Below are 13,131 nucleotides of genomic sequence, written 5' to 3' on the forward strand. Positions count from 1 at the left end.
CTTCCCAGGAAGGTCGAGGGATGCCGTCGGGACGCGTCCACGACGACCTAGGTCATCCTAACCCCGCGCGCCCCGCTCGATCACCGGGTGTGGACAACGGTCACCAGATCGTCACGCGCTGGTCGCTCGGAAGGTGCAGTGCGTCGTTCTCGGTCACCCCGAACGCCTCGTAGAAGACGTCGAGGTTGCGCACGATCTGGTTGCACCGGAACTCGTTCGGCGAGTGCGGGTCGATCGTGAGGAGCCGGATCGTCTCGGCATCCCGGCTCTTCTGCTGCCACACCTGAGCCCAGCTCAGCAGGAGCCGTTGCACACCGGTGAGCCCGTCGATGACCGGCGCCTCCTCGCCGCCGAGCGACAGTTCGTAGGCCTTCAGAGCGATGCCGAGCCCGCCCAGGTCGCCGATGTTCTCGCCGATCGTGAGAGCGCCGTTGACCTTGTTCTCCTCGGGGAGACCGACCGGAACCAGTGCGTCGTACTGAGCGATCAGCGCCTTCGTGCGCTCCTCGAAGGCTGCGCGATCGGCATCCGTCCACCAGTCGTCGAGCTTGCCCGTGCCGTCGTAACGGCTGCCCTGGTCGTCGAATCCATGCCCGATCTCATGACCGATGACGGCGCCGATCCCGCCGTAGTTCGCGGCGGCGTCGCGCGAGACATCGAAGAAGGGGTACTGCAGGATCGCCGCGGGGAAGACGATCTCGTTCATCGACGGGTTGTAATACGCGTTGACCATCTGCGGTGGCATGTGCCACTCGTTGCGGTCAATGGGCTTTCCGACCTTGTCGACGTTGCGGTCGTGCTCGAAGATGTTCGCGCGGCGGACGTTGCCGAAGATGTCGGCGGCGTCGATCTCCAGAGTCGAGTAGTCGCGCCACACCTCGGGGTGCCCGATCTTCGGCGTGAACGCATCGAGCTTGGCGAGCGCTCGCTGACGGGTCTCGGGGCTCATCCACTCGAGCGTCGTGATGCTCTGCCGGTACGCCTCAATGAGGTTCGCGACGAGTTCGTCCATCGCCGCCTTCGCCGCCACCGGGTAGTGCCGTTCGACGTACACCTTGCCGATGGCCTCGCCCAGCGCGCCTTCGGTGAGCGAGACGCCGCGCTTCCAGCGCTCGCGGATCGTGGGTACGCCGGTGAGCTCGGTGCCGTAGAACGAGAAGTTCTCCTGCACGATGTCGTCGGTGAGGAAGGCCGCTGCCGCGTGCACGGCTTGAGCCCGCAGCCACGCCTTCCAGTCGTCGAGACGCTCGGCGATGAGCAGCCCGCCCAGGCCCTCGAGGGCGCTGGGCTGGCTGACGACGACCTCTGCGAAGGCATCCGGGTTGGCGGGGCCGACAGCATCCCGCCACGGCGTGAGGTCGACACCGGCGAGTGCCTGCAACTCATCCCAGGCCTTGAGGTTGTAAGTCTCGACGGCGTCTCGGCTGCGCACGTTGTCCCAGTGGTGCGAGGCGATCTCGGTCTCGAGCGCGAAGGCCCGCTCAGCGTTCCCGGCAGCATCGGCGACACCAGCGAGAGCGAGGAGGCGCTCGAGGTGGGCGCGGTAGGCGGCGCGGGTGGCCTCGAAGCTGTCGAGACGGTAGTAGCTCTCGTCGGGCAATGACAGACCGGCCTGCACGAAGACAGGCACATACCTCTCCGGGTCGCCCGGGTCGCCGTCGATGTAGAGGCCGATCATGTGGGCGCGGCCGTCGCGCTCGTAGGCCCCGGCCGTGGCGAGCAGGGCAGGGATGCTGTCGATCGCATCGATCTCGGCGAGCGTCTCCGCCAGGGGCTGGATGCCGGCGGCGTTGATGCTCGCGGTGTCCATGAAGCTCGTGAAGAGGTCGCCGATCTTGCGCTCGAGAGTGCCGGCCGCGGCATCCTGCGATTCCTCGATGATCGTGCGCACGTCCTTCTCGGCCTGCTCGGCGAGCAGATGGAACGAGCCCCACCGCGCCTTGTCGCCCGGGATCTCAGTTCGATCGAGCCAGGCGCCGTTGACGTGACGGTACAGGTCGTCCTGCGGGCGGATGTCGGAGCTGAACTCTTCGGTCGCGAGACCGGCGGGAAGCACATCAGTCATACGTCCACCCTATGCGCGGTGGGTAGGAGATGCGCGGCGAGCGGCGAGCGGCGATGCTGGATGAGATTCGCCGGTTATGCGGGCGTCAGAACCGGCAGAAAGCATCCAGCTCGGCGAGTCCCGCGGCCATAGGGGACGGGAATCGACAAAGTGGGATGCCATGACCTCGGATCTATGGATCACCACGCCGATCACTGCGATCGGGCTCGTCCTCTTGGCCTGCGGGGTTTCCGGGGTCGTGAACCTGGCCACTCTGTACACGATCCGCCTGCCTCGGCGAGTGCCCTTCCCGACGATCCGCCGTCGGGCGTTGTCGATGCGGGATATCATCGTCCCCGGTGTTCTCGCCCTCCTCACAGGCGTGCTCATCAGCCTGGCTTCGGCCTTTCTCTTCGACGGATTGACCCGAGGCACCACGGGCTCGCTGGAGACGGGGGTCGTGATCTTGTTCGGAGTCATCGTGGCCTTTGCGATCGTCAGCGCTGTCTGGTTCAGGAGCGGTATGGAGATCGGAGACCTCGCGAAGGACCCCTCGACGATCGCAGCCGCGGCGAAGTCGCTGCACGGGGCATCCCCCGATGATGCGAACACACTTCGGGACCTGCACCGCAATCATCAGGAGTGGAATGAACGTCAAGGCGCGATCGCGCTCAACCCGGGCACCGGCCGCGCGTCCACCGCTGCCAACGCCGCAATGGCTCGCGTGCTCCCCCGAGGCAGGCGGCCGCAGCGGACGAGGTGGGCACTCCTGGGACCGCTGCTGCGCATGCGACCGCTGCTGTTATCCGGGCCGATCGTCACCGTCGCCGGGGTCATCGTCGCCCTGAGCGCCGTACCCGCGCACGCCGTCCCCGCGCACGCCGTCGAAGCCGCGGCGCTCCGTGCGGCGATCATCACGGTCGCGCTGATCGCTCTCCTGGCTGTTCTCCTCTTCTGGTGGAGCGAGATCGTGTGCAGTGCCCGCCGCTACCGCATCGGTCGGGCAAGCTCGGCCGCAGCGGACATCGCCCTCGCTGCGGCGCAGTCCCGGATATCGTCCGCCCGCGACCACGACCGCGCGATGAAGGCGCTTCCGCGTCGCATCGACCGATGGGGCGTGGCCGCTGCGGCGGTAGCCCTCACGAGCTCAGCTTCACTGGGCCTCACGCTACGTATCGGACGCAGGTGACGACACCGCGAGCGCGACTCTGCCCGGGCGCGGCGGGCGTCAGGCGCGGCGGCGGAAGAGTCGGGGGCGCGGCGAACGCGCGGCCTGCTCCGCAGCCGGGGCGGATGCCGCGTGAGCGGCCCTGCGCTCGCGCCAGGCCTGCACCTCGGCATCCACGTCTCGCGTCTTGGTGACCACCGGTGGTCCGCCCATCAGCTGGCGCCGGGCGGCGATGACACGGCGGTTGAAGTCTTCGAGCACCTCGCGAACGTCGCTCTCGCGCCCGAGCCGGTCGAGGTTGTCGCTCAGCTCGCGGTCCTCGGTGCGCAGCAGGATCGCCGGTGGCCCGAGTCCGGTGAGGTTCTCGGTCTCGATCTTGCGACGGATCCACCAGTCCGGGTCGTGGTGCGAGCCGAGTCCTTCCAGCGGCTTGCCCGCGCCGGGCAGATCGTCGAACTCGCCGCGGCGCATCGCGACCTGGATCGCACTCTCGACGAACTGGTGCTTGTTCTCGGCGGTGAGCTGCGTCGGCGCCGGCTCGGCCTCGGCATCCGATTCGTCGCTCTGCCGCGCGCGGTAGCGGGCCGCGGCGTCTCGAGGATCAGTCATCGTCCACCTCCGGATGCCGGTTCTCCCACCCTACGACGCTGGTGGCCGACGGTGAAAGGAGGTTTCTGTCGACTATTCCGCGCCATAACCGGCAAGTTCCTCCTTCGACCCGGCATAGGCTCGAACGGTGACCGCGCACCTGACCCTCAATCGAGAGATTCTGCGTCTCGCGGTCCCTGCGCTCGGTGCGCTCGTCGCCGAGCCGGCGTTCCTGATGGTGGATGCCGCGCTCGTCGGCCACCTCGGCGTCACACCGCTCGCCGGTCTCGGCATCGCCAGCGCCGTGCTGCAGACGATCGTCGGTCTCATGATCTTCCTCGCGTATTCGACGACGCCGGCCGTCGCCCGGCGGTTCGGCGCGGGCGACAAGCAGGATGCTGTGAGCGTCGGCATCGACGGCATGTGGCTGGCGCTGGGGCTCGGAGCAGTGCTCGCCATCGCCGGGGCGCTCGCATCACCCTGGCTGGTCTCGCTGTTCGGTGCATCCGTCGAGGTCGCCGAGCAGGCCGACATCTACCTGTCCATCTCGATGTGGGGCCTGCCCGCGATGCTCATCGTGTTCGCGGCCACCGGGCTGCTGCGCGGCATGCAGGACACCATGACCCCGCTGTGGATCGCCGGGGCGGGGTTCGGCGCGAACGCGCTGCTGAACTGGGTATTCATCTACGGATTCGGCTGGGGGATCGCCGGCTCCGCCGCCGGCACCGTCGTGGCGCAGTGGGGCATGGTCGCCGCCTACGCGCTCGTGATCGGCCGATTGGCCCGCCGGCATTCGGCTTCGCTCCGTCCTCAGCGCGACGGCGTTCGGGGATCGGCTCGTTCGGGCGGCTGGCTGTTCCTGCGCACGGTGAGTATGCGCGTCGCCCTCCTGGTCACGGTGGGCATCGCGACGGGCATCGGCACCACGGAGCTTGCCGGCTGGCAGGTGATCTTCACGATCTTCTCCGCGGCGGCGTTCGCGCTCGATGCGCTCGCGATTGCCGCACAGGCGCTGATCGGCAAGGGACTCGGTGCCGGTGACGTCCCCGGCGTGCGACGGGTACTCGCTCGCACGGTCGCGTGGGGCGCGTGGTTCGGCGTGATCGTCGGCGGACTGATCGCGGCGCTGTCCGGTGTGATCGGACTCGCCTTCACCGGCGACGCCGCCGTCGCGGCTCTGATCCAGCCGGCCCTCATCGTGCTCGCCGTGGCGCAGCCGGTCGCCGGTGTCGTGTTCGTGCTCGACGGGGTGCTGATGGGGTCGGGAGACGTGCGATACCTGGCGATCGCCGGCGCCCTCAACCTCGTACCGTTCCTGCCCGCGCTGTGGATCATCACGCTCGTCGGAGTCGACGGCACCGCAGGAGTGACCTGGCTCGCCATCGCGTTCTTCGGGGTGTACATGCTCGCCCGCTTCGCGACGCTCGGCTGGCGAGTGAAGACCGGCGGGTGGCTGAGCGCCTCGGTATAGGCGACTCATGCTGCACAGGCGCGTCCGAATCGGAGTTATCCACCGAACGCGGGAACGCGTGGATGCCTCTGGCATTCTGGAGCACACACGACGACAATGGAGGGGTGCTGACGATGACCGAACCGCAGGTATGGACGCTGATCGGCGTCTTCGCCGCAGGCCTGTTCGGCATGATCACACTGATGTCCACGATGTTCGTTCGGGTGATTCGTACAGAGATGGGATCGTTGCGCAGCGAGATGTCATCCGAGTTCCGAGGGATTCATCAGCGGATTGACCGCCTCGACGCCGACGTCAACGCCTTGATGCGGCATACGTTCGGGATTCAACGCGACTGACATCTGCCTTCCGTGCGTCAAGATGTTCGTATGACCACAGCCTGGCCCGGCGACAGCGCCACCGTCGAGCGTTGGGTGCGATCCACGCTCCTTCGCGCCGCGCAGGATTCCGATGAGATCGACCTGAAGGGGCTCGAAGGCGTCAAGGTCACAGCCTCCCTCTCCGGCAACGACCTCGATCACCTCACCCTGAATGCCACCGGCACCAAGCTCACGCTCGGGTGGAACGCTGCCCCGAATCCCACCAACGCCGCCACCTCCGACGACACCGCAGCGAACCCCACCGCCGACGACACCCTCGAACCGGAAGTCATCTCGCGCGATTCCGGCATCGTGCGCAACTTCCGCATCTCTGCCCGCCCGATGCGGATCGAGCGCACCCCGCTCACCATCGATATGCAGATGTTCGACGTGCCGATCGTGTGGCTGACCGCCGCCGAGCCGGCCGAACCGGGTGTCCCCGAGAGCGCTCACGCACTCGTCCCCGACGATGACCTCGGCGATGTGCGCGGCACCTTCTTCGCCGCGATCGCCACGAGAGACCTGGTTCCGCTGATCAAATCCGTCGCACGACCGATGCTGAAAGAGGGTGGTGTCCACCTCGGCCGGTTGCGCATCGAGATCGTGCAGGACGGCGCAGACGGCATCCGCGTCACCGCATACGCCGGCATGCGATGGAAACTGATCATGGCGTCGGCGCGAGCCGAGGCACGGATCAAAGTGACGAGGGATGCCGTAATCGAGGTCCGCGACCTGACACTCGGCAGCCGCAACCTTCTGGTGAAGACCGCGCTGCTCTTCGCCCGAAAGCGTGTGCGCGCACTCATCGGCAGCCGGATCGATCTCAACGAGTCGCTCACCGCCGACGGCACGAACCCTCGTCTGCACGATGTGCGCGTCGGCACCGGCGAGCAACTCAGCGTCGAGTGTCGATTCGGCTGAGCGGCTGCGACTCCTGCGGGACGACTGGTGCGGCATCCGCACGACGAGCCATGGCGTAGCCCCACGTCGCCAGTGCGAGCAGCGGACCCCACAGCCAGAACGGGAACATGAGCATGAGCTCGAGAACCTGTTCGGTGCTTCCGTCACCCATCGCACCGTCCTGCACCGAGAGCACGAGGTCGATCCCACCGGCGGTGAACAGCGCCGCGACGACGGATGCCGGCACCACGGCGAGCGCGATCGGAACGGGGCGTCCACCCACGCCCGCCATCCATCGCGGGAACCGCCGACCCCACGGCAGGATGAGTCCGAGGGTCAGCGCACCACCGCACAGCATCGCTGCTCCCAGGCTGAGCCCGGTGAACAGCGTGCCCGGGTCGTCGGCGAAATCGAGGTCGCTCGGCGCCAGCAGCGGCCACGGCGTCAGCCACGATGCGCGAGCGATCGAGTACGGCACGGCGCAGAATGCGGCGACGACGGTGACCGCGGTGCGATGGCGCAGCACCCACGGGGCAAGAGCGCCGCGCTGAGCGGTTCCGCTGACCGCCATCCGCACAATGAGGGCGGCAGCCACAGCCAGGTACGCGCCGGCGTACAGCACCCCGGGAAGCTGTTCGATGAAGGCGGGACCGAACCGGCTCGCGACCTGTGCAGCGTCCAGACGGACGATCACCCAGGTCGCGATGGCGGCGATCGCGATGACTGCGACCACACCCCACCAGATATGCCGTCGCATGAGCAGCACGGTCATCGCGATGACACCGACCATCACGACCACGGCGAATGAGTATCCGGCGAACGGGATGAGTTTGCCCGGCGTCAGCAGCAACAGCAGAATCGCCACGACGATGGTCGCAGCCCGCAGAAGTGCGGCTGGACGACCGACGCGCGATGCCGCGTATCCAAGCAGACCGATGACGACGCCTGCGAGCCCGGCAGCGAGCCCGAGCGCTGCGTCGACGGCGTCGGGAAGCACCCGCCCGGCAAGCCCGGATGCGACGGTTTCCATCCACCCGAGCGATCCGGGTGCGATGAGGCGAATGGCCCCGAGAGCGGCCAGCGCTGCGGAGCATATGACGATAACGAACGACAGGATGGAGTGGATTCGCGATTTCATGCCTTCACGCTATGAATCCGCTGACGTCGCCGTCATCGCCCGGTGCGGTGGCTTTGCTCACCCGCGCGGGTGAGACGCGGCTGTCACCCGCGCGGGCGCAGAATGCCGTGCTCGTATGCCCAGATCACGACATGAATGCGATCGGGCAGGCCGAGTTTCGCCAGCACCGCCTTCACGTGCGTCTTGACGGTGTTCTCCGAGAGGAACAGCCGGTGGGCGATGTCATCATTGGATGCTCCGGTCGCGAGCAGCCGTGCGATCTCCTGCTCTCGGGGGCTGAGAGCGTCAAGCTTGTCACCCCCGCCGCTTCCCTGCGGTGCGCCGTCCCGCACGAACCCGAGCAGCGCCCGCGTCGCGCTCGATGACATGACCGCCTCACCCGCGGCGACAGCGACGATGGCGTCCGCGAGCGCCTCGGGCGTCGCATCCTTCGTCAGAAACCCGCTCGCGCCCTCGCGCACCGCGGCGTACACGTACTCGTCGAGATCGAACGTCGTCAGAACGAGAACGCGGATGCCGGGACGCAACCGCAAGACTTCCCTGGTCGCGGTGATGCCGTCTGTTCCCGGCATCCGAATGTCCATCAGGATGACGTCGACAGCGTGCGCGCGGACGAACGAGATCGCCTCGTCGCCGCTGGAGACGGATGCGACGATCTCGAGGCGGGCGTCGCGTGCGAGCATCGCCGCGACCGCCTCGCGGAACAGCGCCTGATCGTCGGCGAGCAGTACGCGAACGGTCATGGCGCGTTCTCCGTTCCGGCGTCCGTGTCCGTCCGAGGCAACTCGACACGCACGATCCAGCCCGGATCGGCTGCCGCAGCGCTGGTCGCGCCGCCTGCGCTGCGTATCCGCTCGGCCATGCCGATCAGGCCGATGCCCGATCCCGGACTTTCAGTCACCGCTTCCTCCGACCCCGCACCGCCATCATCTGTGATCGTGGTCACGACCCGCTCGGCCGACCAGTCCATTCGCACATCGATCCGCCGGGGCGCCGCCGTATGGCGGATCGCATTGGTGAGAGCTTCGCGCACGGCGTGGCGCAGAGCGATACGCGCTGGCGCGTCGAGAAGGCCGCGCCGGCCATCCTCGGTGAAGGTCACGGCGGTCTCGATACTGCGCGCCCCCTCAGCGTCGGCCGCGATCGTATCGATGTCGGGTACGGGCTCGCGCGGCGCATCCGATTCCGCGGTGACGATTCGGCGCATGCCCCGGAGCGCGTCGCGCCCGGTGTCGACGACGACCGACATCGCCTTCGTGCTCGCATCGGGGTCATCCCGCACGTACGCGCGCGCAACCTCAGCCTGCGCGATCATCACCGTCATCGAGTGAGCGACGACGTCGTGCAGGTCGCGGTTTATCCGCATCCGCTCCTCGGCGATCGCCTGCTCGACGCGTGTCCGCTCACGCTCGTCGGCCCGCTGGCGGCGCACCTGCTGCAGCGTCCCGATCGCCCACGCGACCGAGACGAGCGCGATGAGCCCGACAAGAAGCCCCCAGAGCGTCTGCAGTTCGAGAGCCCTCATCGACATCAGCGTGATCAGTGCAGAACCGATCACCCCGACGGTCAGCGCTGCGAGTCCGAACGGCCGACTGCAGTGGATCGCGACCTGGGCGAGACAGAGGAGGAACGCGACCGACGACGGATACAGTGCGGCCGGGACGCCATCGGAACCGGGCAGGACGGCGAGGACGAGCATGATCAGGCTCGCGACGGCGAAGGAGGCGACGGGGAACCTGATGGCGGTGAACGAGAGCGTGTGCAAGACGGCGAACAGCGCCGCGAGGACGGCGAGGACCGGAGCGGCGACCGGCTGCGTCCCCTGCACGAGCGCGAGGAGAGTCGCCGGGAGAAGCACGACCGCGAGCGCCGCGGCGAGGATCACATCGGGTCGGCCCACGCTCCGCCATCCGCCGGCCGGGATGCTTCTGCGCTCACCCACCGGCACGCCCCACTTCTGCACGGCCCACTGAGTCACGGCCCATCGTTTCACGGGCCCATGGTGTCACAGCCGCTCCGGCGGCGGATCGCCCGCTCGGGTGAGTCAACTCGCGTAGCGGCGGCACCATTCGTACATGACCACCGCTCCGGCGGCGCTCGCGTTGATCGAGCGTGTCGAGCCGTACTGGGTGATCTCGATGTGGCCTGATGCCGCGGCGATCGCCTCCTCGGTGAGGCCGGGGCCCTCCTGTCCGAACAGCAGCACGCAGCGCTCGGGCAGATCGGCGCGGTCGACGGGTACGGCACCCTCGACGTTGTCGACGGCGATGATCGGGATGCCCTCGCCGTCCGCCCATGCGGCGAACGAGGCGACGTCCTCGTGGTGGACGACGTGCTGGTAGCGATCGGTGACCATGGCGCCGCGCTTGTTCCACCGGCGGCGTCCGATGATGTGCACGGTGTCGGCGAGGAAAGCATTCGCGCTGCGCACGATCGAGCCGATGTTCATGTCGTGCTGCCAGTTCTCGATCGCGACGTGGAACGGATGCCGGTGCCTGTCGAGGTCGGCGACGATCGCCTCCATGCGCCAGAACCGGTAGCGGTCGATGACGTTGCGGGTGTCGCCGTGCGCGAGCAGTTCGGGGTCGTACTGGTCGCCCTCGGGCCACTCCCCCTCCCAGGGGCCCAGGCCGTGGGTGCTGCGCTCGGGGGTCTCGGTCACTCAGCCAGCGTAGTCGGCCAGCGTAGGCTGGAGCCGTGGCATCCCCAGCGGCAGACGACTATCTGAAGACCGTCTATGCGCACACCGAATGGCAGGACTCGCCGATCACCCCGTCGCAGCTCGCCGCGAAGCTGGGCATCGCGCCGTCATCGGTGACCGAGATGGTCAAGAAGCTCGCCGCGGCTGGCCTCGTCTCGCACGTGCCCTACGGAGCCGTGCGCCTGACGACGGAGGGCGAGGCGCGTGCCCTGCAGATGGTGCGCCGACACCGCCTGATCGAGACGTGGCTCGTGCAGGAGTTCGACTACTCCTGGGACGAGGTGCACGATGAGGCCGAGGTCCTCGAGCACACCATCAGCGACCGGCTTCTCGAGGGCATCGATTCTCGTCTCGGACACCCGCGCTTCGACCCGCACGGCGATGCGATTCCGGATGCTGCCGGCGCGGTCGTCCGCACGCCCTTCGTACTGCTCGCCGATGCCGCCGTGGGTCACATCGGGCGCGTGCTGCGCGTCGCCGACACCGACCCGGAACTGCTGCGTGCGCTGGAGAAATCCGGTCTGGATGTGGGTGTACTCATCACGGTCACCGATGGCCGCTCGCTCATCGACGGTGTGCCCGTCGACCTTCCTGATCGCGCGCCCGACGTCGTCTGGATCACGGCGTAGACAGCGTACGCGCGCTGCGCCGACGACACCCCTGCTTTTTGTAAGTGCGCTGTACTTTCTTCGGGCCCTTTGGTAAAACTCTTTAGATGTGCCTGTGCACTGAAAATAGTTAACGACGACTGATCGAGGACTCGATGTTGAGAAGACCCGCCGCCGCAACCACCGCCGCTCTGCTGTTGCTGGGAATCCCCACTGCCGCTGCGGCCGCCAGCGACGACGAGGCGGTGCTGCACACGTACACCCAGAATGCCTCCGGCGAATACGGCTACAGCGACACACCGGTGGAGACCTATCCCGGGTCGGGCACGCAGGTGTCGATCCCCACCGAGGACTCCGCTGAGAACCGCCGGTTCTCGAGCGCGTGGGTTGCGACCATCGCCAACCTGAACTTCGGCAAGCCTGCCGATGCCGCCGACTTCGACGCACGTTTCACCTCGGTCCTCGATGACTTCGAGGCTTGGAACATGAACTCCGTCATCTTCCAGGTGCGCCCTCTGCTCGATGCCTACTACCCCTCCGACCTCAATCCGTGGTCCGAGTTCCTCACCGGAACGCAGGGGGCCGACCCCGGGTACGACCCGATGGCTCGCGCGATCGAGGCGACGCACGCACGCGGGATGGAGTTCCACGCCTGGCTCAACCCGTACCGCGTGACGAACGTGAAGATGACGGCGCCCGACATCCTCGATGCGCTGGAGATGACCGCAGAGGAGGTCACGGCGCTCAGCATCCCCGACTACATCGCCGCACTCAACGGCGCGGGCATTCTCGCCGACGACAATTACGCTGCCGCCCACCCCGACCAGGTGCTGAGCTTCGACGAGAAGCTCATCCTCGACCCGGGGCGCTCGGAAGTGCGCGACTACGTCGCCGCGACCGTCACCGAGATCGTCAAGAACTACGACGTGGATGCCATCCACTTCGACGACTACTTCTACCCCTATCGGATCACCGTCGACGGCGAAGACATTTACTTCGGCGACGAGGACGAAGACCGCCACACCTTCGAAGAGTTCGGGCTGTCCGCTGGCTACGAAGACACCGAAGAAGGCATCCAGCAGTGGCGTCGCGATAACATCACCACTCTGGTCACTGACGTGCGCGACACGATCAGCGCCCACAATGACGAGGCCGGCACTGCGGTGCAGCTCGGTGTGAGCCCCTTCGGCATCTGGGAGCACAGTGAGAACGATCCGGCCGGATCCCACACGCCGACCACTTCGTCGCAGAGCTACAGCGACCAGATCTTCGCCGACACCCGCGGCTGGGTCCAGGACGAGCTGGTGGACTATCTCTCGCCACAGATCTATTGGAGCTTCGATCAGCCGGCGGCGCCCTACGGCGAGCTCGCCCAGTGGTGGAGCGACACCGCAGCCGACAGCCGCACCCAGATCTATGTCGGCCATGCGCTCTACAAGCACGTCAACAACGGCAGCTGGGAGTCGGCGTGGATGAATCCCGAGGAAGTACCCAACCAAATGCGCTTCAACCAGAAGCTCGATGGGATCGACGGCAGCGTGCTGTTCAGCTACAACGACATGCAGCCGAGCGACGTCGCCTCTCTGCCCGCAGAGGAGCAGCCGAAGAACGAAGCGAAGAACTCGGCGATCGATCTGCTGAAATCCTCGGCGTTCGATCACCCGACGCTCGTACCGGCAAAGCCGTGGCTGTCCGACGGCGACGTCGCCAGCCCGATCGATGTCGTCCTCGAAGACGACCGACTGGAGTGGACGGCGGCCGATACCACCGGAGCCCGCCAGTACGCCGTCTACCGCGGCACAGGAACCTCCGAGGAGATCGTCGCGGCCGAAGGCACGCTTGTCGATACGGTCTGGGCTGACAGCGCCGATCAGTTCACCTTCGACCTGCCGGCAGCGCCTGCGGCAGCTGTCGCTGCGACCGAGACCTGGGTCGTCACCGCCCTCGACGCGGCAGCGGTCGAGAGCGCCCCGGTGGCCGCGGAGGCTCCGACCGACCCCACGAATCCCACCGACCCGACGGACCCCACCGACCCGACCGACCCCACGGACCCCACGGAGCCGACCGACCCGACGGACCCCACCGACCCGACGGACCCCACCGACCCGACGGACCCCACCGACCCGACGGACCCCACCGACCCGACGGACCCCA

12 protein-coding genes are annotated in these 13,131 nt (G+C 67.4%); 6 read left to right on the forward strand and 6 right to left on the reverse strand.

Annotated elements, in window-relative coordinates; all coding sequences use genetic code 11:
* Positions 1 to 100: 100 nt before the first annotated feature.
* Complete coding sequence (locus ACTICP_RS12210) at positions 101 to 2,065, reverse strand: M13 family metallopeptidase (protein WP_441892724.1); 1,965 nt, start codon at positions 2,063 to 2,065, stop codon at positions 101 to 103.
* Between the two features lie 160 nt (positions 2,066 to 2,225).
* On the opposite strand from ACTICP_RS12210, the gene ACTICP_RS12215 reads away from it, so the two are divergent.
* Complete coding sequence (locus ACTICP_RS12215) at positions 2,226 to 3,233, forward strand: hypothetical protein (protein WP_441892726.1); 1,008 nt, start codon at positions 2,226 to 2,228, stop codon at positions 3,231 to 3,233.
* 39 nt (positions 3,234 to 3,272) lie between these two features.
* Here the strand turns inward: ACTICP_RS12215 and ACTICP_RS12220 are convergent, their stop codons facing one another.
* A complete protein-coding gene (locus tag ACTICP_RS12220) occupies positions 3,273 to 3,821 on the reverse strand; it encodes a J-domain-containing protein (protein ID WP_441892728.1) in 549 nt (182 codons plus the stop codon).
* A 127-nt stretch (positions 3,822 to 3,948) separates the two neighbouring features.
* Here ACTICP_RS12220 and ACTICP_RS12225 point away from each other — a divergent pair, with 127 nt between their 5' ends.
* The 3 genes from ACTICP_RS12225 to ACTICP_RS12235 all read left to right on the forward strand — a co-directional run bounded on the left by ACTICP_RS12225 (position 3,949) and on the right by ACTICP_RS12235 (position 6,551).
* Complete coding sequence (locus tag ACTICP_RS12225) at positions 3,949 to 5,271, forward strand: MATE family efflux transporter (protein WP_441892730.1); 1,323 nt, start codon at positions 3,949 to 3,951, stop codon at positions 5,269 to 5,271.
* Between the two features lie 113 nt (positions 5,272 to 5,384).
* Positions 5,385 to 5,609, forward strand: coding sequence for a hypothetical protein (locus tag ACTICP_RS12230; protein ID WP_441892747.1), 225 nt, complete (start codon positions 5,385 to 5,387; stop codon positions 5,607 to 5,609).
* Positions 5,610 to 5,639: 30 nt separating this feature from the next.
* Positions 5,640 to 6,551 (forward strand): hypothetical protein, encoded by a 912-nt coding sequence (locus ACTICP_RS12235; protein ID WP_441892732.1) that lies wholly within the window; start codon positions 5,640 to 5,642, stop codon positions 6,549 to 6,551.
* Here ACTICP_RS12235 and ACTICP_RS12240 read toward each other — a convergent pair.
* From ACTICP_RS12240 to ACTICP_RS12255, 4 genes are all read right to left on the reverse strand, one after another.
* Positions 6,526 to 7,668 carry a hypothetical protein gene (locus tag ACTICP_RS12240; RefSeq protein ID WP_441892734.1) on the reverse strand — a complete coding sequence of 381 codons (1,143 nt, stop codon included), beginning with the start codon at positions 7,666 to 7,668 and terminating at the stop codon, positions 6,526 to 6,528. The genes ACTICP_RS12235 and ACTICP_RS12240 overlap by 26 nt on opposite strands.
* 83 nt (positions 7,669 to 7,751) lie before the next feature.
* Positions 7,752 to 8,411 (reverse strand): response regulator, encoded by a 660-nt coding sequence (locus ACTICP_RS12245; protein WP_441892736.1) that lies wholly within the window; start codon positions 8,409 to 8,411, stop codon positions 7,752 to 7,754.
* Entirely contained in the window at positions 8,408 to 9,646 is a 1,239-nt protein-coding gene (locus tag ACTICP_RS12250) for a sensor histidine kinase (RefSeq protein WP_441892738.1), read from the reverse strand. Before ACTICP_RS12250 ends, ACTICP_RS12245 begins: the two co-directional genes overlap by 4 nt.
* Before the next feature lie 66 nt (positions 9,647 to 9,712).
* A complete protein-coding gene (locus tag ACTICP_RS12255) occupies positions 9,713 to 10,330 on the reverse strand; it encodes a TrmH family RNA methyltransferase (protein WP_441892740.1) in 618 nt (205 codons plus the stop codon).
* A gap of 35 nt (positions 10,331 to 10,365) precedes the next feature.
* On the opposite strand from ACTICP_RS12255, the gene ACTICP_RS12260 reads away from it, so the two are divergent.
* Entirely contained in the window at positions 10,366 to 10,998 is a 633-nt protein-coding gene (locus ACTICP_RS12260; RefSeq protein WP_441892742.1) for a metal-dependent transcriptional regulator, read from the forward strand.
* A gap of 137 nt (positions 10,999 to 11,135) precedes the next feature.
* On the forward strand, positions 11,136 to 13,131 hold a 1,996-nt coding region (locus ACTICP_RS12265; protein WP_441892745.1), incomplete at its 3' end, for a glycoside hydrolase family 10 protein.

The organism is Microbacterium sp. (assembly GCF_052102115.1).
Classification (GTDB): Bacteria; Actinomycetota; Actinomycetes; order Actinomycetales; family Microbacteriaceae; genus Microbacterium.

What these genes read in the sequence shown, in the direction of transcription:
- ACTICP_RS12240 (WP_441892734.1), bottom strand. Translation starts at nt 7,668, where the DNA reads ATGAAATCGCGAATCCACTCCATCCTGTCGTTCGTTATCGTCATATGC.
- ACTICP_RS12215 (WP_441892726.1), top strand. Translation starts at nt 2,226, where the DNA reads ATGACCTCGGATCTATGGATCACCACGCCGATCACTGCGATCGGGCTC.
- ACTICP_RS12235 (WP_441892732.1), top strand. Translation starts at nt 5,640, where the DNA reads ATGACCACAGCCTGGCCCGGCGACAGCGCCACCGTCGAGCGTTGGGTG.
- ACTICP_RS12230 (WP_441892747.1), top strand. Translation starts at nt 5,385, where the DNA reads ATGACCGAACCGCAGGTATGGACGCTGATCGGCGTCTTCGCCGCAGGC.
- ACTICP_RS12210 (WP_441892724.1), bottom strand. Translation starts at nt 2,065, where the DNA reads ATGACTGATGTGCTTCCCGCCGGTCTCGCGACCGAAGAGTTCAGCTCC.
- ACTICP_RS12245 (WP_441892736.1), bottom strand. Translation starts at nt 8,411, where the DNA reads ATGACCGTTCGCGTACTGCTCGCCGACGATCAGGCGCTGTTCCGCGAG.
- ACTICP_RS12220 (WP_441892728.1), bottom strand. Translation starts at nt 3,821, where the DNA reads ATGACTGATCCTCGAGACGCCGCGGCCCGCTACCGCGCGCGGCAGAGC.